The sequence below is a fragment of the Cellulosimicrobium sp. SJTW-1 genome (genome assembly GCF_047716875.1).
GTDB classification, from domain to species: Bacteria; Actinomycetota; Actinomycetes; order Actinomycetales; family Cellulomonadaceae; genus Cellulosimicrobium; species Cellulosimicrobium funkei.
In genome coordinates, this window is record NZ_CP136680.1 from 431,269 (window position 1) to 447,538 (window position 16,270).

Annotated in this window: 17 protein-coding genes; 12 read left to right on the forward strand and 5 right to left on the reverse strand. The window is 74.0% G+C overall.

Translation table 11 applies throughout. The features are described from left to right. The first annotated feature begins 123 nt into the window (after nt 1-123). The gene (locus tag RSE42_RS02020) at nt 124-429 is read left to right on the forward strand and encodes a GNAT family N-acetyltransferase (RefSeq protein WP_061266992.1); all 306 of its coding nucleotides are present in this window, start codon (nt 124-126) and stop codon (nt 427-429) included. A 57-nt stretch (nt 430-486) separates the two neighbouring features. Here the strand turns inward: RSE42_RS02020 and RSE42_RS02025 are convergent, their stop codons facing one another. After that, complete coding sequence (locus RSE42_RS02025; protein ID WP_144721299.1) at nt 487-1,218, reverse strand: hypothetical protein; 732 nt, start codon at nt 1,216-1,218, stop codon at nt 487-489. Between the two features lie 231 nt (nt 1,219-1,449). Between RSE42_RS02025 and RSE42_RS02030 the strand changes: the two genes are divergently transcribed. Further along, a complete protein-coding gene (locus tag RSE42_RS02030) occupies nt 1,450-3,318 on the forward strand; it encodes an FAD-binding protein (protein ID WP_415297747.1) in 1,869 nt (622 codons plus the stop codon). Beyond that, the gene (locus tag RSE42_RS02035; RefSeq protein ID WP_415297748.1) at nt 3,315-4,193 is read left to right on the forward strand and encodes a 2Fe-2S iron-sulfur cluster-binding protein; all 879 of its coding nucleotides are present in this window, start codon (nt 3,315-3,317) and stop codon (nt 4,191-4,193) included. The genes RSE42_RS02030 and RSE42_RS02035 overlap by 4 nt, the downstream gene beginning before the upstream one ends. Before the next feature lie 120 nt (nt 4,194-4,313). On the opposite strand, the gene pgm is transcribed toward RSE42_RS02035, so the two are convergent. Continuing rightward, the gene (gene pgm, locus RSE42_RS02040; protein WP_354806393.1) at nt 4,314-6,008 is read right to left on the reverse strand and encodes a phosphoglucomutase (alpha-D-glucose-1,6-bisphosphate-dependent); all 1,695 of its coding nucleotides are present in this window, start codon (nt 6,006-6,008) and stop codon (nt 4,314-4,316) included. 78 nt (nt 6,009-6,086) lie between these two features. Further along, nucleotides 6,087-7,055, reverse strand: coding sequence for a TetR/AcrR family transcriptional regulator (locus tag RSE42_RS02045; RefSeq protein ID WP_051027800.1), 969 nt, complete (start codon nt 7,053-7,055; stop codon nt 6,087-6,089). 133 nt (nt 7,056-7,188) lie between these two features. Between RSE42_RS02045 and RSE42_RS02050 the strand changes: the two genes are divergently transcribed. The 3 genes from RSE42_RS02050 (at nt 7,189) to RSE42_RS02060 (ending at nt 9,481) form a co-directional block, all read left to right on the forward strand. Further along, nucleotides 7,189-8,199, forward strand: a complete 1,011-nt coding sequence (locus RSE42_RS02050; RefSeq protein WP_415297749.1) for an ABC transporter ATP-binding protein — start codon at nt 7,189-7,191, stop codon at nt 8,197-8,199. Further along, nucleotides 8,196-9,059, forward strand: a complete 864-nt coding sequence (locus RSE42_RS02055) for an ABC transporter permease (protein ID WP_415297750.1) — start codon at nt 8,196-8,198, stop codon at nt 9,057-9,059. The genes RSE42_RS02050 and RSE42_RS02055 overlap by 4 nt, the downstream gene beginning before the upstream one ends. Nucleotides 9,060-9,178: 119 nt before the next feature. Further along, nucleotides 9,179-9,481, forward strand: coding sequence for a hypothetical protein (locus RSE42_RS02060; RefSeq protein WP_086149346.1), 303 nt, complete (start codon nt 9,179-9,181; stop codon nt 9,479-9,481). A gap of 24 nt (nt 9,482-9,505) precedes the next feature. Here RSE42_RS02060 and nrdG read toward each other — a convergent pair whose 3' ends face one another. Together nrdG and nrdD are read right to left on the reverse strand one after the other, a co-directional pair. Continuing rightward, nucleotides 9,506-10,078 carry an anaerobic ribonucleoside-triphosphate reductase activating protein gene (gene nrdG / locus RSE42_RS02065; protein ID WP_415297751.1) on the reverse strand — a complete coding sequence of 191 codons (573 nt, stop codon included), beginning with the start codon at nt 10,076-10,078 and terminating at the stop codon, nt 9,506-9,508. Nucleotides 10,079-10,080: 2 nt separating this feature from the next. Further along, nucleotides 10,081-12,279, reverse strand: coding sequence for an anaerobic ribonucleoside-triphosphate reductase (gene nrdD, locus RSE42_RS02070; protein WP_415297752.1), 2,199 nt, complete (start codon nt 12,277-12,279; stop codon nt 10,081-10,083). A gap of 256 nt (nt 12,280-12,535) precedes the next feature. Between nrdD and RSE42_RS02075 the strand changes: the two genes are divergently transcribed. The 6 genes from RSE42_RS02075 (at nt 12,536) to RSE42_RS02100 (ending at nt 16,265) form a co-directional block, all read left to right on the forward strand. Next, nucleotides 12,536-13,309 carry a YwiC-like family protein gene (locus RSE42_RS02075; protein WP_415297753.1) on the forward strand — a complete coding sequence of 258 codons (774 nt, stop codon included), beginning with the start codon at nt 12,536-12,538 and terminating at the stop codon, nt 13,307-13,309. A gap of 101 nt (nt 13,310-13,410) precedes the next feature. Beyond that, nucleotides 13,411-13,755 carry a MazG nucleotide pyrophosphohydrolase domain-containing protein gene (locus RSE42_RS02080; RefSeq protein WP_415297754.1) on the forward strand — a complete coding sequence of 115 codons (345 nt, stop codon included), beginning with the start codon at nt 13,411-13,413 and terminating at the stop codon, nt 13,753-13,755. A 34-nt stretch (nt 13,756-13,789) separates the two neighbouring features. After that, nucleotides 13,790-14,320: a DinB family protein gene (locus RSE42_RS02085; RefSeq protein ID WP_034655021.1), complete on the forward strand. Its 531-nt coding sequence runs from the start codon at nt 13,790-13,792 to the stop codon at nt 14,318-14,320. A 48-nt stretch (nt 14,321-14,368) separates the two neighbouring features. Beyond that, the gene (locus tag RSE42_RS02090) at nt 14,369-14,752 is read left to right on the forward strand and encodes a hypothetical protein (RefSeq protein ID WP_415297755.1); all 384 of its coding nucleotides are present in this window, start codon (nt 14,369-14,371) and stop codon (nt 14,750-14,752) included. Nucleotides 14,753-14,988: 236 nt separating this feature from the next. Then, a complete protein-coding gene (locus tag RSE42_RS02095) occupies nt 14,989-15,114 on the forward strand; it encodes a hypothetical protein (RefSeq protein WP_354050127.1) in 126 nt (41 codons plus the stop codon). Continuing rightward, nucleotides 15,111-16,265, forward strand: coding sequence for a glycosyltransferase family 2 protein (locus RSE42_RS02100; RefSeq protein WP_415297756.1), 1,155 nt, complete (start codon nt 15,111-15,113; stop codon nt 16,263-16,265). Before RSE42_RS02095 ends, RSE42_RS02100 begins: the two co-directional genes overlap by 4 nt. The last annotated feature ends 5 nt before the right edge of the window (nt 16,266-16,270 follow it).

A 16,270-nucleotide genomic window follows, 5' to 3' on the forward strand; every position in this document is an offset into this window, starting at 1 on the left:
CAGTGTCGCACCCGGAAGCCGTCCGGCCGGTAGCGAATTCGCCTCGCGAGGGCCCGACGTGACGGCCGTCTCAGGCGTCGCGCCGCGGTTGTCCGGGGGCGCCGGGCCGACGACGATGGCGGCATGACCGACAGCCCCGCACCCCGCACGCCCACCGTCACCGTCACCGACGAGGGCGACCGCTTCGAGGCCCGCACCGACGACGGTGTCGTCGCCGGCTTCGCCGCCTACGTGCGGGAGCCGGGCGCGGTGATCTTCACGCACACCGAGGTCGACCCCGCGTTCGAGGGGCGCGGCGTCGGGTCCGCGCTCGCCGCGGGCGCGCTCGACAGCGTGCGGGAGTCGGGCGAGCGCGTCGTCGCGCTGTGCCCCTTCATCCGTGCGTACGTCGAGCGGCACCCGGAGTACGAGGACCTGACCCGGCGCTGAGCGCACGAGAGCCCCGGTCCGTCGGGACCGGGGCTCTCGCGGCAGGCGCGGGCGGCGTCAGGAGATCGTGCCGGTGCCCTCGCCCTCGATGCGCTCGTCGTGCAGGAGCTCGCCCTCCGCGTCCACGGGCGTGATCACGGCGTCGAACGTGATCGGCGAGCCGGGCTGGTAGCGGAAGTTCGTGGCGTACGAGTACGACTGCCCCGTCGCGAACGGGTACACCGACGGCTCGCGGTACGCCTGGTTGTGCATCGCGTCGTCGTGCACGCCCTGCGCCTCGTACAGCGCGTCGTCGACGATCGTGTCCATGCCCTGCATGTACGGCCAGTCGTCGTAGCGCTCGTCGATGCTCACGAGGCTCGAGCCGAGGTCGATCGGGTCGCCCTCGTTCGTGATGACGTAGTTGATGAAGACGATGTCGTCGCCCGCGGCGATGAGCGGTTGGTTGGTGTCGGGGTCGACGAACAGGCCGTCCTTCGAGGCCTGGGTGACGCCCACCTGGTAGACGTCGACGCGCACGTCGCCGACGTTGAACGTCGAGATCTGCTCGCCCGGCGTCGCGACGGGGTTGGCCCAGTCGGGGAGCTCGCCGTCCGAGCCGGTCCCCTCCGCCGCGGCGTCGTCGGTCTCCTCGGCGTCCTCGGCGGGCGCGGACTCCTCCGTCGTCGTCTCCTCGGGGGCCGACGTCTTCGGGGCGTCCCCGCCGTCGACGGCGACGGTGCACGCGGTGAGGCCGAGCGCGAGCGCGGCGGCGACGGTCAGGCGGGCGGCGGTACGGGCGGGACGCATGAGTGCTCCGGTGGTTCGGGGAGGGGTTCCGCACGGACCTTACCCACAGACGGGTCGTGGGCTCGATGGGGAGCGGTGCCCATGGGGCCCCGGACCGGGACCTTCGCCTGTTGCGCTGCCCCGGCGGCGCGGGGACCCTTCCCCTATGCCTCGGCACGCTCTCCCCCCGGTTCGCCCTGCCCCCCCCGCACCGGCACCGGCCGGCCCCTCCCGCGCGCCCCGAGGACGCCGGTGACCGCGCTGCGCGTCGAGCGCGCCGACGTGGTCGTGGTCGGGGGCGGCGCCGCCGGGCTGAGCGCGGCGCTCGCCGTCGCCGAGGCGGCGGCCCGCGACCACGGTCGCGCCCCCGTGGTCGCGCTCGTGTCGAAGGTGTACCCGATGCGCTCGCACACGGTCGCCGCGGAGGGCGGCGCGGCGGGCGTCGTGGGGGACGACGACTCGCTCGAGCAGCACGTCGCCGACACCCTCGCGGGCGGCGCCGGGCTGTGCGAGGAGGACGCCGTCCGGTTCGTCGTGGAGCGGGCGGCCGGCGAGCTCTACCGGCTCGAGCGGTGGGGGCTGCCGTGGTCGCGCACCGACGCCGGCGACGTGGCCGTCCGCCGTTTCGGCGGCATGAGCCGCGCGCGCACCTGGTTCGCCGCCGACAAGACCGGCTTCCACCTCCTGCACACCCTGTTCCAGACGTCGCTGCGGCACTCCGGCCCCGACGGTCCCGTCCGCCGGTACGACGAGCACCACGTGCTCGACCTCCTGGTCGACGACCCGGGCGGGCCTGACGCCCGGGTGCGCGGCGTCGTCGTGCACGACCAGCACCGCGGCGAGCCGCTGCTCCTGGAGGCGCCCGCCGTGGTCCTCGCGACGGGTGGCTCGGCGCGCGCGTGGGGGACCAGCACGAACGCGGGCATCTGCACGGGCGACGGCACCGCGATGGCGCTGCGGGCGGGCGTGCCGCTGCGCGACCTGGAGTTCCTCCAGTTCCACCCGACCGGCCTCCCGGGCAGCGGCATCCTCCTCACCGAGGCCGCGCGCGGCGAGGGCGGGGTGCTGCTCGACGCCGTCGGCCGCCGCTACCTCGCCGACTACGGCCTCGGGCCCGAGTCGCCCGTCGGGGCACCCGTGCCGCGCACCATGGAGCTCGGGCCGCGCGACCGCCTGTCGCAGGCGTTCTGGCACGCCGACCGCGACGGCCGCACGATCCCCACGACCGACGGCGGCGTCGTCCTGCTCGACCTGCGGCACCTCGGCAAGGAGCGGCTCGCCGAGCGCCTGCCGCTCGTGACCGGCCTGGCCAAGCAGTTCGCGGGCGTCGACCCGGCGGCCGAGCCCGTCCCCGTCCGCCCGACGGCGCACTACACGATGGGCGGCATCCGCACCGACGCGCGCGGCACGACCGGCGTCGCCGGGTTGTTCGCGGCGGGGGAGTGCGCCTCCACCGGTCTGCACGGCGCCAACCGGCTCGGGTCCAACTCGCTCGTCGAGACGCTCGTCGTCGGGCGCGCGGCGGGCGAGGCGGCGCTCGCGTGGTCGCGGGAGATGGGCCCGCCCGGGGCCGACGGCGGGCCCCCGGCCGTCCGGTCGGGCCCCGAGGTCGTGGACCGGGCCGCCGAGATCGCCGACGGCTACCTCGCGATGCGCGGCCGGGGGACCGAGCCGCCCGCCGCGATCCGGGCCGAGCTCGGGCGCGTCCTCGACGCCGACGCCGGGATCTACCGCGACGCCGACGGCCTGCGGCGGGCGCTCGCGGCCGTCGAGGACCTGCGGGCTCGGTACGACGACGTGCGCGTCGCCGACACGAGCGCCGTGCTCAACACCGACTGGGCGACGACCGTCGAGCTCGGCGCGACGCTGCTCGTCGCGCACGCGACCGTCGCCGCCGCGCTCGCGCGGGAGGAGTCGCGCGGCGCCCACCAGCGGCTGGACTTCCCGGCGCCGGACGCGGTGGCGCGCCACTCCGAGGTCCGCCTCGGCGCGGGCGGCACCATCGAGGTGGCGCACGTCCCGGTGGGCGCCGGGACCCCCGCCGAGCACGGGGTCGCTGTCGGGAAGGGCTCGGGGACGACGACGACGTCGTTCTCGGCGGAGGAGGGAGAGGGCGCGTGAGCGAGCAGACGGTGCGGCTGGAGGTCGCGCGCACGTCGCCCGACGGCGCGGCCACCGGCGGGCGGGACGTGTTCGACGTGCCCTACGACGACCGCACGTCCGTGCTCGACGCGCTCCAGTGGGTCAAGGACCACGCCGACCCCACGCTGACGTTCCGGTGGTCGTGCAAGATGGCGGTCTGCGGGAGCTGCGGCGTCATGGTCAACGGCCGCCCGGTGCTCGGGTGCGAGACGTTCGTGCGCGGCTACCGCACGTCCGGCCTCGTCGTCGAGCCGCTCGCGCACGCCGAGGTGCTCCGCGACCTCGTCGTGGACACCGACACGTTCCTCGGCAAGCTCGCCACCGTGCAGCCCTGGCTCGTGCCCGACGGCGCCACGCGCCTCCCGCTCGTCGACCCGCCCTCGGCCGGGGTCGGGGCGGGGACCGGGACCGGGGCCGGGGCCGGCGCCGGAGTCGAGGCGGGCGAAGACGTCGACGGCTCGCCGACGCCGGACGGCGACGACGTGCTGCGGGCGGTCGGGCCGGCGTCGGGCCACCGGCAGACGCCGGGCGAGCTCGCCGCGTTCAAGGGCTTCGCCGAGTGCATCGACTGCATGCTCTGCTACGCGGCGTGCCCGCAGCTCGACGTCGCGCCCGACTTCCTCGGCCCGGCCGTCGTCGCGACGGCGCGCCGCTGGGACGAGGACTCGCGCGACGCGGGCGAGCTCGACCGCGCCGACGTCCTCGACACCGAGTTCGGCGCCTGGCCGTGCATCCAGATCGGTGCGTGCACGCAGGTCTGCCCCAAGGGCGTCGACCCGGCCCGCGCGCTCCGCGACGCCCAGCGCGTCGCGACGGACACGTGGGACGAGCGCGAGCGCCGTCGGACGACGTAGCCCCTTCTCGCGAGGGAGAGCCCTGGTCCCGCGAGGTAGAGGCGTGGTCCCGCGAGGTAGAGCCCCGGTTTCGCGAGGTAGAGGCGTGGTCGTGACCACGCCTCTACCTCGGCGGGGGCGTCAGCTCCCGAGGGCGGCGGAGACGACGTCCTTCGCCTCGGCCTGGACCTGGGTCAGGTGCTCCGCGGAGACGAACGACTCGGCGTAGATCTTGTAGACGTTCTCCGTGCCCGACGGCCGGGCCGCGAACCACGCGTTCTCGGTCGTCACCTTGAGCCCGCCGATCGGGGCGTCGTTCCCCGGGGCGTTCGTGAGCTTCGCGGTGATCGGCTCGCCGGCGAGCTCGGTCGCGGTGACCTGCTCGGGCGAGAGCTTGCCGAGCGTCGCCTTCTCCTCGAGCGTCGCGGGCGCGTCGACGCGCGCGTACCAGGACTCGCCGTAGCGCTCGACGAGGTCGCGGTGGTGCTCGGACGGCGTGCGGCCCGTGGTCGCGATGATCTCCGACGCGAGCAGCGCGAGGAGCAGGCCGTCCTTGTCCGTGGACCAGACGCGGCCGTCCTTGCGCAGGAACGACGCCCCCGCGGACTCCTCGCCGCCGAACCCGACCGAGCCGTCGAGCAGGCCGGGCACGAACCACTTGAACCCGACGGGGACCTCGACGAGCCGCCGGCCGAGCCCGCCCGCGACGCGGTCGATCAGCGCGGACGACACGAGCGTCTTGCCGATCGCGGCGTCGTCGCGCCAGCCCTCGCGCGCGCCGCCGTAGAGGTACTGGATCGCGACGGCCAGGTAGTGGTTGGGGTTCATGAGCCCGGCGTCGGGCGTGACGATCCCGTGGCGGTCGGAGTCGGCGTCGTTCCCGGTGGCGACGTCGAACGGCGCGCCGCCCTCGGCGTTCCCGGACTCCCCGGTCATGCCCGCGACAAGGGACGCCATCGCGTACGGCGAGGAGCAGTCCATGCGGATCTTGCCGTCCCAGTCGAGCGTCATGAACGCCCAGCGGGGGTCGACCTGCGGGTTGACGACCGTGAGGTCGAGCCCGTACCGCTCGCCGATCTCGCCCCAGTACTCGACCGACGCGCCGCCCAGCGGGTCGGCGCCGATCCGCACGCCGGAGTCGCGGATCGCGTCGAGGTCGAGGACGTTCGCCAGGTCGTCGACGTACGTGGTGAGAAAGTCGTGCTTGTGCACGTGCTCGGACGTGAGCGCCTGGGTCAGCGGCACGCGCGGCACGCTGCCGACGCCGGTGCGCAGGATCTCGTTCGCGCGGTCCGCGATCCAGCCGGTCGCCTCGGACCCGGCGGGGCCGCCGTGCGGCGGGTTGTACTTGAAGCCGCCGTCGCGCGGGGGGTTGTGCGACGGCGTGACGACGATCCCGTCCGCAAGGCCGGGGCCGGTGGTGCGGACGCCGTCGACCGTCGTCGCCTCGTTGTGCAGGAGGATCGACTGCGAGACGGCGGGGGTCGGGGTGAACGAGTCGCGCGCGTCGACGTACGTCTGGACGCCCGCCGCGACGAGGACCTCGAGCGCGGTCTGCCACGCCGGGAGCGACAGCGCGTGGGTGTCGCGCCCGATGAACAGCGGCCCGTCGGTGCCCTGCGAGCGCCGGTACTCGACGATCGCGGCCGTGATCGCGATGATGTGCGCCTCGTTGAATGCGTGGTCCAGGCTCGACCCCCGGTGGCCCGACGTGCCGAACACGACCTTCTGGGCCGGGTCGTCGACGTCGGGCGCGAGGTCGTAGTAGGCGCCGACCACGGCGTCGACGTCGATGAGGTCGCTGGGCTGGGCGGGCGTGCCGGCGCGGGGATCCATGGGTCGATCCTGCCAGGGGTGGCGCCCGCACGTCAGCCGGGACGGACGTCGTGCCGCGGGACCTTCGGCACGACCTCCCTAGCCCGCGGGGTCGGGGTCCTCCGGCGCGGCGGCGGGGTCGTCGGACCGGTCGGCGCTCGCGCTGTCGATGGCCAGCTCGACGGCGTCGAGCAGACGGTCGAGGCTCGCGTCGAAGGGCCCCTGCGGCGCGTCGAAGCCGCCCGCGACGTAGACGCGCGTCATGACGGGGTAGCGCTCGACGTCGAACCAGTCCTCCCAGAAGCTGCCGAGCGTCGTCCAGTACTCGTCGTTGCCCACGCCGGTCGCGTCGCGCTCGGTCCGTTCGGCGATCGTGGCGCGCGCGAGGCCCTGGACGTAGTTGTCGACGAGGCCGAGGGTGTCGACGACCTGCAGCTCGGAGAGGCCCGTGTCGACGATGGTCCGCAGCCCGGCCTCCTGGGCGTCGAGCACGTGCGGCGCGAGCGGGGCGCGCCACATGTTGGTCTGGAGGATCCACGGGTGGCGCAGGTAGAGGTTCCACAGCTCGTGCGCGTACTGCGCGAGCGCGGGACGCCACGGGGCTCCCGCAGCGGGCAGGTCGAGCTCGGCGTACGCGCGGTCGATCATGAGGTCGACGAGCTCGGTGCGGCCGGGCACGTAGGTGTAGAGCGACATCGCCCCGACGCCGAGCTCGGTCGCGACGCGGCGCATGGACAGCGCGTCGAGCCCGCCCTCCTGCGCGACGGCGATCCCCGCCCGCACGACGTCGTCGAGCGTGAGGCGCGGCTTGCGGCCGCGCGTCGCGGGGGCCGGCGGGTCCCACAGGAGCGCGAGGCGGCGCGTGATCTCGGGGGTGCGGACGATCTCGGTGAACTGGGCGCGCGCGTGCTCGGCCGCCTGCACCGCGGAGGCGACCCCGGCGTCCGCGGCGGCCGCGACGCCGCGCGGACGCTCGGAACCCTCGGGGTCCGGGGTCGCGGGCGGGGTCGGCGCGGTGGCCGACGGCGCACGGTCGGCCGCGCGGGCGTCGGTCGGGTCGGTCGTCACGTGCGTATCCTCCCCGACTTCCCGCGGGATCTCGCCTCCGGTGCGAGCGTGCGACGAAGGCTTGCCTTTTCCCGTACACCGTATGCTAGCGTGGTCGCTCCATTTCGGTACGGCGTACGAGAGGGTGGCTCCGGTGATCCGAGCCCGCGGCCTGACCAAGACCTTCCACCGCAAGAAAGAGACCGTCGAGGCCGTCAAGGGCATCGACGTCGACGTCCGGGAGGGCGAGCTCGTCGCCTTCCTCGGCCCGAACGGGGCCGGCAAGTCCACGACCTTGAGGATGCTGACGAGCCTCCTCGCACCGACCGCCGGGAACGCGGAGGTCGCCGGGTACGACGTCGCGCGCGACCCGGCGCGGGTCCGCTCGCGCATCGGCTTCATCGGCCAGGGCAACGGCGGCGGGTTCTCCTACCGCGTGCTCGACGAGCTCCACAACCAGGGCCGCTTCTACGGGCTGCCGCCCTCCGAGTACACGCGGCGCGCCGCCGAGCTCCTCGACGCCCTCGACCTCGGTGGGCTCGAGAAGCGGACCGTGCAGTCGCTGTCCGGCGGCCAGCGCCGTCGCCTCGACGTGGCGCTCGGGCTGATGAACCACCCGCCGCTGCTCTTCCTCGACGAGCCGACGACGGGCCTCGACCCCCACGCCCGCGCGAACCTCTGGGAGCACATCGCGGCGATGCGCGAGCGCTACGGCATGACGATCGTGCTCACGACCCACTACCTCGACGAGGCCGACAGCATGGCGGAGCGCGTCGTCGTCATCGACCACGGCGAGATCATCGCCGACGCCACGCCGGACTCCCTCAAGCACGACCACGCGGACGACGTCATCACGCTCGCCGTGGTCCCGGCGCCCGGCGGCGGCGCCCCGGGGGAGGCGTCACCGGGAGCGGTGCCCGACGTCGTCGGCCGCGTCCGCGCGTCCCTCGCCGAGGACGCGGGCCGGGTCGCGACCACGACCGGCGCGGACGGCGTCGTGACGGTCCGCATCTCGACGACGCACGGCGCCGACCGTCTCCCGGAGGCCATCGAGGCGCTGCGCGTCGCGGGGCTGGCCGTGCGCTCGGCGGAGCTCAAGCAGGCGAGCCTCGACGACGTCTTCCTCAACCTCACCGGCCGCAGCCTGCGAGAGGAGGCCGCATGAGCACGCGGACCGACCTGGCGGGCGCACGCGTCGGGGCACCGGCCGCCGGTGCCGACGCGGCGATGCGGACCGGCGTCGCGAAGTTCCTCGGCGACACGTGGGCCGTGTTCACGCGCGAGATCCTGCTCGTGCTGCGCGACCCGTTCACGCTGATCTTCTCGCTGCTGCAGCCGCTGATCTTCCTCGGCCTGTTCGGCCCGCTCCTCACGGGCGCGGTCGGCGGGTTCGGTGGCGGCGCACCCGGGGGCGGCGGGTCGACGGCCGAGACGCTGCAGTGGTTCGTCCCGGGCGTGATCGTCATGATCTCGCTGTTCGGCACGTCCATGAGCGGGTCGAACCTGCTCTACGAGATGATGACCGGCTCCTACGAGCGCGTGCTCGCGACGCCGCTCGACCGTTCCGCGATCCTCGTCGGGCGCTCGCTCAAGGAGTTCGCGCCGCTCGTCGTGCAGGGACTGCTCATCGCGCTCGTGTGCGTCCCGTTCGGCTTCACGCTCTACCCGCTGCACCTGCTCGTCGGGCTGCTGCTGCTCGGGCTGTTCGGCATCGGGGTGGGCGCGCTGTCGATCGCGCTCGCGCTCGCCGCGAAGAACCGCGAGTGGCTGTTCTGGGGAGTGCAGCAGTCGCTGCTGTTCCCGCTGCTCATCCTCTCCGGCATGATGCTGCCGCTCGAGGCCGGGCCGGCGTGGATGCGCACCGCGGCGCTCTTCAACCCGCTGACCTACATCGTCGACGCCGAGCGCGCGCTGCTCGCCGGGTCGTTCGCCGACCCCGACGTGCTGTGGGGATTCGTCGCCGCGGCGGTGACGTGCGCCGTCGGGCTGTGGGTCGGCATCCGCCGCACCCGCAAGACCGTCTGACGCCTCACCAGGCGCGGCTGCGCGGGGTGAAGGCGCTTCCGGCGGGCGTGGTCGCCGTCCGTGGTGGGTCGGGGGCGTTCATGAGATCGTCGAGCGCAACCGACCACCAGGAGGGCGACATGTCGTGGACCACGCCGGCGAAGAAGGCGGTCTCCGGGCTCGTGCTCGCGGTGATCGCCTGCGTGATCTTCTTCAGTGCCGCCGCCGTGGGTTCCTTCCTCACCGCCGTCGTCGTCGCCCCGGACGCTCCCGACGTCACCACACCTGTCCCGCGCGGTGCGCTCAACGCCCTCTACGTCTGCGGGTTCGTCCTCTTCCTCTGGGGAACCTTCCGGATGACGACGGCGACGTGGGAGATGATCGGGAGCATCCGCCGCCCCGCGGAACCCGACCCCGCTCCCAGGCGCCGCGCGTCCCGGTGATCCGGCGGCCCGGGGCTGCTGTCGTCAGGCGCTCGTCGTCACGCGGTCCGACACCCACGGGACGGCGCGCCCCGTCGCGAGCGAGGCTCGCGCGTCGAGCACGCGCTGGTTGGTGCTGCCGCGGAACGCGAGCGTGAGGTCGCGGCGCGCGAGCTCGAACCGGCCGTCCACCAGCACGTCGACCTCGGCGAGCAGCACGCGCTGGTCCGCGGTCCCCGCGCGCAGCTCCTCGAACGTGTAGCCCGTCCAGCACCACACGTCCCGGCGGTCGCCGTGCTCGGCGCGCAGGCGGCGCACGAGCCGCAGGCACACGCCCGTGTTGAGGAAGGGCTCCCCGCCGAGCAGGGACAGGCCCTGCACGGCGGGGTGCGCGAGGTCGGCGAGGACGCGGTCCTCCAGGGCGTCGTCGTACAGGCGGCCGTAGCGGAAGCTCCACGCGGCCTCGTTGAAGCAGCCCTCGCACGCGAACAGGCACCCGCTCACGTACAGGGAGCAGCGCACGCCCTCGCCGTCGACCATGACGAACGGCTTGTAGTCCGCGACGTACCCCTGGCTGACGCGGTCCGAGCGCCAGCCGGGGCCGGGGGTGCGCGCCACGGTCACGCCGACGCCGGGTCCGGCAGGTGCTTCACGCGCGCGGAGATCTCCGCGTGGCGGCCGTGCACCATGGGGCGCTGCTGCGGGTTGCCGAGGTACCCGCACGTGCGCTTCACGACGTCGCACGTGCGCGGGTCGGCGTTGCCGCACGACGGGCACGCGAAGCCGCGCGCGGTCGGGTCGAAGTCACCCGTGAACCCGCACGCGTAGCAGCGGTCGATGGGCGTGTTCGTGCCGAGGTAGCCCACGCGGTCGTACGCGTAGTCCCAGACGGCCTCCAGCGCCCGCGGGTTCTGCTGGAGCACGGGGTACTCGCAGTAGTGGATGAACCCGCCCGAGGTGTACCGCGCGTACTCGGCCTCGAAGTCGAGCTTCTCGAACGGCGTCGGGCTCTTGCGGACGTCGTAGTGGAAGCTGTTCGTGTAGTAGTCCTTGTCGGTGATGTCGGGCACCGCGCCGAACCGCTCCCGGTCGAGGCGGCAGAACCGGTCGGTCAGGCTCTCGCTCGGCGTCGCGTAGACGCTGATCCGGTAGCCGAGCCGCGCCGTCCACCCGGCGGCGTGCGCGTGCAGGGACCGCAGCACGTCGAGCGTCAGCTCCTTGGCCCGCGGGTCGTGCTCCCAGGCGCCGCCGAAGAACGCGGCGGCGACCTCGTACAGCCCGATGTACCCGAGCGACACCGTGGCGCGGCCGTCGCGGAAGAGCCGGTCGACGTCGTCGCCGGGAGCGAGGCGCTCCCCGAACGCCCCGTGGACGTAGAGGATCGGCGCGTTGCCCGGCGTCGCCTCCTTGCAGCGCTCGATCCGGAAGACGAGCGCGTCGTGCACGGTCTCCAGGCGCTCGTCGAGCAGGCGCCAGAACGCGTCGAGGTCGCCGTCCGCCTCGAGCGCGATGCGCGGCAGGTTGAGCGTCACGACGCCCAGGTTCATGCGCCCCTCGGAGACGTTCCGGCCGTGCTCGTCCTGCCAGCCCTGGAGGAACGACCGGCAGCCCATGGGTACCTTGAACGACCCGGTGAGCTCGACGATCTTGTCGTACGACAGCACGTCCGGGTACATGCGCTTCGTCGCGCACTCGACCGCGAGCTGCTTGAGGTCGTGGTTGGGGTCGCCGGGGTCGAGGTTCAGCCCGCGGCGCAGCGTGAAGATGAGCTTGGGGAAGATCGCCGTGCGGCCCTCGCTGCCGAGGCCGCGGATGCGGATCTGGAGGATCGCGCGCTGGATCTCGCGCTCCAGCCAGCCCGTGCCGAGACCGAACCCGACCGACGTGAACGGCGTCTGCCCGTTCGACGTGAACAGGGTGTTGATCTCGTACTCCAGCGACTGCATCGCGTCGTAGATGTCCTTACGGGTCTTCTCGCGCGCGTACTCCTCGTGCGCGGACTCGTCGGCGATCCACCGGCGCGCGTCCGCGAGGTGCTTCTCCAGGTTGCGCTCGGCGTACGGGGCGAGGAGCTCGTCGATGCGGTTGACCGAGCACCCGCCGTACTGGCTGGAGGACACGTTCGCGATGATCTGGCTGATCTGCGCCGTCGCGGTCTGGATCGAACGGGGCGGCTCGACCTGCGCGTTCCCGATCCGGAAGCCGCTCGACAGCATCGACCGGAAGTCGATGAGGCAGCAGTTCGTCATGGGCGCGTAGGGGTGGTAGTCGAGGTCGTGGTAGTGCAGGTCGCCCTTCTGGTGCGCGTTCGCGACGTGCGGCGGCAGCATCCGCAGCCCGATCGCCTTGCCCACCGTCCCGGCCGTGAGGTCGCGCTGGGTGTTGAAGACCTCGCTGTCCTTGTTCGCGTTCTCGTTGACGACCGTCGAGTCCTTGTCGAGCAGCCGCACGATCGAGTGGTTGAGGTCCGTCGCCCGGCTGCGCGCGAAGTCGCGCTGCACGCGGTAGTCGATGTAGGCGCGCGCGACGTCGTACTCGTGCGACTCGAGGAGCACGTGCTCGACGACGCCCTGGATCTCGTAGATCTTCACGGTCGCGTCGAACCGCGCGGCGATCTCCGCGTCGACCCGGTCGACGACCTCCGCCACGCGGCGGCGGTGCGTCGCCGTGAGGTCGCCGTGCACCTCCGCGAACGCCTTCGTCACGGCGGCGCGGATGCGGGCGTCGTCGAACGGCCGTCGCCGGCCGTCGCGCTTGAGGACCTCCAGCGTGGCGGTCGTGCGGTGCGGTGCTGCCTGGTCAAGCTCGATGGCGGTCATCGCTCGTCCCCTCTGCCCACCGGGTTCTCGCCGGCACGCAGGGGTTGCGCGACGGACCGTACCCCAACATGTGGGGTGTGAATCACGGCTGCGCCACCATATCTAGTCCGACGACCGCGTGTGACGGCGGACGACGGCGCGCCGCGGGACGCCGTCGAAGGTCAGGACGAAGGTCCCCCGCGGCCGGGACGTGCGGCCGCGCGCACGGGGGACTCCGCGCCGCCGGAGCCGGCCCCTGCGGCGCTAGCCTCGGGACGTGGCCCGACGTCCGCCCGGCTGGGTGCCGAACCAGCACGGCGCGTGGCCCATGCTCCTGCTGCCGTTCGTGGTCGGCACGGTGCGCGGCGTGCAGGACGCCGGGTTCCGTCCGGTGACCCTCGCGCTCGGCGCGCTCTGGCTCGTCGGGTACCTCGCCTACTCCGCGGCCGGGCTGTGGCTGAAGTCCCGCCGCCGGCCCCGCTACCGGCGCCCGATGCTCACGTACGGCGCGGCTGCGACCGTTCTCGGGACGGTCGTGCTCCTGCTCGACCCGGCGCTCGCGGCCTGGGCGCCCGCGTTCGTGCCGTTCCTCGCGCTCGGGCTGTGGGCGTCGGCGCGGCGCACCGAGCGGTCGGTCGCCGCGGGCGGCGCCCTCACGGTCGCCGCGTCGCTCATGACGGTCGTCGCCTACGCGGCGTGCCGGCCCGCGGGTGCGTCCGCCCTCGCCGTCCCGGCCGTCGTCTGGCTGGTCGCCGCGCTGCTCCTCGCGTACCTGTTCGGCACGGTGCTCTACGTCAAGACGATGATCCGCGAGCGCGGCGTGCGGTCGTACGTCGTCGCCTCGGTCGCCTACCACGCGGCGGTCACCGTCGCGGCGGGCGTCGTCGCCGTCGTGCACGACCCCACATGGTGGTGGGCGACGGCGTTCCTCGCCGCCGCGACCGCCCGGGCGGCGGTGCTGCCGGGCCGACGGCTGAGCCCGCGGGCCGTCGGGACCGGGGAGATCGTCGCGACGGTGCTGCTGCTCGTCGTCGCGCTCGTCGTGCGTTAGGTCCGCTGTTCGGCAGGTCGTGCGGGGTTCGGCACCTCGTGCTGCCGAACGCGGACCGTGGGTGCCGAACGGTCGGAGGTGCCAGGTGGTTCACTGGCGCGATGGACGACGACGCGCCCCTCACCCTGCCCGCGCTCGGCGAGCGCGTCGAGGCGGTGTCGGCGCTGTACGCGCGCAAGTTCGGCGTCGACCGCGACCCGGACTGGTTCATGCTCAAGCTCACCGAGGAGGTCGGCGAGCTGACCCAGGCGTTCCTCGCCGCGACGGGGCGCACCCGCCCGCGCGGACGTGCGGGGACGCCCGGGCCCGACGGCGGAGCCTCGCCGCTCGCGGACGAGGTCGCCGACGTCCTGGCGCACCTGCTGCTGCTCGCGCGCTCCCAGGGCGTCGACGTCGAGGCGGCGGTACGGCGGAAGTGGCTCGCGTGGGAGGTCGACCTGCCCTGAGCGGGCGCAGCGGCTCGGTCGCTAGGGTGGCGCCGTGACCGACCACCGCACCGACCCGCCCGTCGCCGCCGACGAGGTGACCACGCTGCGCGGCTTCCTCGACTTCCACCGCGACACGCTCCGCTGGAAGACGTCCGGGCTCGACGCCGCGGAGCTCGCGCACCGGCTGCGGCCGTCGTCGATGACGCTGGGCGGGCTGCTCAAGCACCTCGCGTTCGTCGAGTCGCAGTGGTTCTCGCAGGTGTTCCGCGGCGAGGAGCTCATGCCCCCGTTCGACACGGCGGACTGGGCCGACGACCGCGACTGGGACTGGACCTCCGCGGCGGGCGACTCGCCGGAGGAGCTGCGCATGCTGTTCGACCGGGCGGTCGCGGCGTCGGACGCGGTGCTCGACGCGGCGCTCGCGGACGGCGGGCTCGACCGGCTGAGCGCCCGCGCCGACCGGCACACGGGCGAGCGCTGGACGCTGCGCTGGATCCTCGTGCACCTGGTCGAGGAGTACGCGCGGCACAACGGTCACGCCGACCTGCTGCGCGAGGCGATCGACGGGACCGTGGGGGAGTAGCGCCGCGGTCGGTTGCCGCGGGCGCCGTCGCCCGGGACGATGGCGGACGTGACCGCCCCCGAGCAGCCCGCGCCCCGTCCGGTCCGTCCGCGCGTCGCCGCCGTCGTCCTGGTGGTGCTCGTCGTGCTGGGGGTGGGCCTGCTGCTCGCCGCGCTCTGGGTCGCGAGCCGCCCGACGTCGTTCGGCTGGTTCGCGTACGCGCCGGTCTCCGGGACGACGTTCGTCCCCGTGGGCGCGTACCCGCCGGGCGCCGCGGCGCTCCTCGCGGGAGCCGGAGCCCTGCTGGTGGGCGGGGCGGTCGGGTTCGTCCTCGGACGGCGCCGCGCCGCGCCGGCGCAGGAGACCTCGGCGCCCTCGCCGGCACCGTCCGACGGCCCCGGCCCCGGCCCCGGCTCCGCCCCGTCCGACGGCGGGACGGCGCCGACCGCCTGACGCGCCACCACTGACGCCCGGTCCCCGCACGCCGCGGAGGCCGGGCGTCGTCGTGTACCCACCGCCCGACGGCAGGGCACTCCTCCGCGGCCCCCGCGTGCTCACCCGACGTCCCGGGCGGTGCTCCACCGCCGCCCGGGCCCGGATGGGTACCGGCCTCCGCGACGGACGGTGGAACCACCGACGACGACAGGAGGTGGATCGTGTACCAGCTCGGTACGACTCAGGCAGGGACCGTGCTCGCGACGACGGGAGCGATCGCGGGCTTCTACGTGGTGGGAGCCTGGACGCTCGTCGTGGCGGGGCTCGCGCTCGTCATGACGGCGCGCGTCCTGCGCAAGCGGCTCGCGGAGCACCGATGAGCGCGGCGACGCTCCCACGGGTGGTGGTCGTGGTCCCGGCGCACGACGAGGCCGCGGCCCTGCCGACGACGCTCGCGTCGGTCCGGGCGCAGACGCGCCCGGTCGACCGGGTCGTCGTCGTGTCCGACCGCAGCACCGACGCGACGGTCGAGACCGCGCGCCGCCTGGGCGCCGACGTCGTCGAGACGGTCGGCAACACCGGCCGCAAGGCCGGGGCGCTGAACCAGGCGCTGCGCGGGGTGGAGGCGGAGAACGTCCTCGTGCTCGACGCGGACACGACCATCGCCCCGACGTTCGTCGAGGACGGCCTCGCCCTGCTCGACGCGCGCCCGGAGCTCGGCGCGGTCGGTGGTGTCTTCCGCGGCACCCCGCCGCGCTCGGTGCTCGAGCAGCTCCAGTCCGACGAGTACGAGCGGTACGGCGTGCAGATCGACGTGACCGGGCGGACGTCCGTCCTCACGGGCACGGCCGCGCTCGTGCGGACCGAGGCGCTGCGGGCGGTGGCCGCCGCGCGCGGGGACCGGCTCCCGGGGCGGCGCGGCGACGTGTACGACGTCGGCGCCATCACCGAGGACTCCGAGCTCACCCTCGCGCTGCGCACGCTCGGCTACGAGCTCGCGTCGCCGGTGCGGATGTCCTGCACGACGGAGCTCATGCCGACGTGCCGCGACCTGCACCGCCAGCGCGTCCGCTGGTACAAGGGGATGCTCGACAACCTGCACGCGTACGGGTTCACGCGGGTCACCGCCAGGTACGTCGGGCAGCAGGCGATGCTCGTGCTGAGCACGCTGATGCTCGCGAGCCTCCTCGTGCTCACCGCGCTGACCGTCGTCGCGGGCACGTTCCGGGTGGTCCCGGCGTGGCTCGCCGTGGGCGGGGTCCTCGTGCTCGAACGGGTCGTGACGGTGTGGCGGAACGGGCCGAGGGGCCGGCTGCTCGCCGTCCTCGTGCTGCCTGAGCTGCTCTACGACCTGTTCCTCCAGGTGGCGTTCGTCCGGGCATGCTTCCTCGCCGCGACGTCGCGCGACGCCGGGTGGCACCACGTGGCGCACGCGACCGCGTCCGGGAGCGCGACCGAGGACGCGCCCGCGACCGGTCCCGCGAGCAGCATCGAGAACTCCGACAGCCCGAAGCAGTTGACCTTGACGTGACGTCA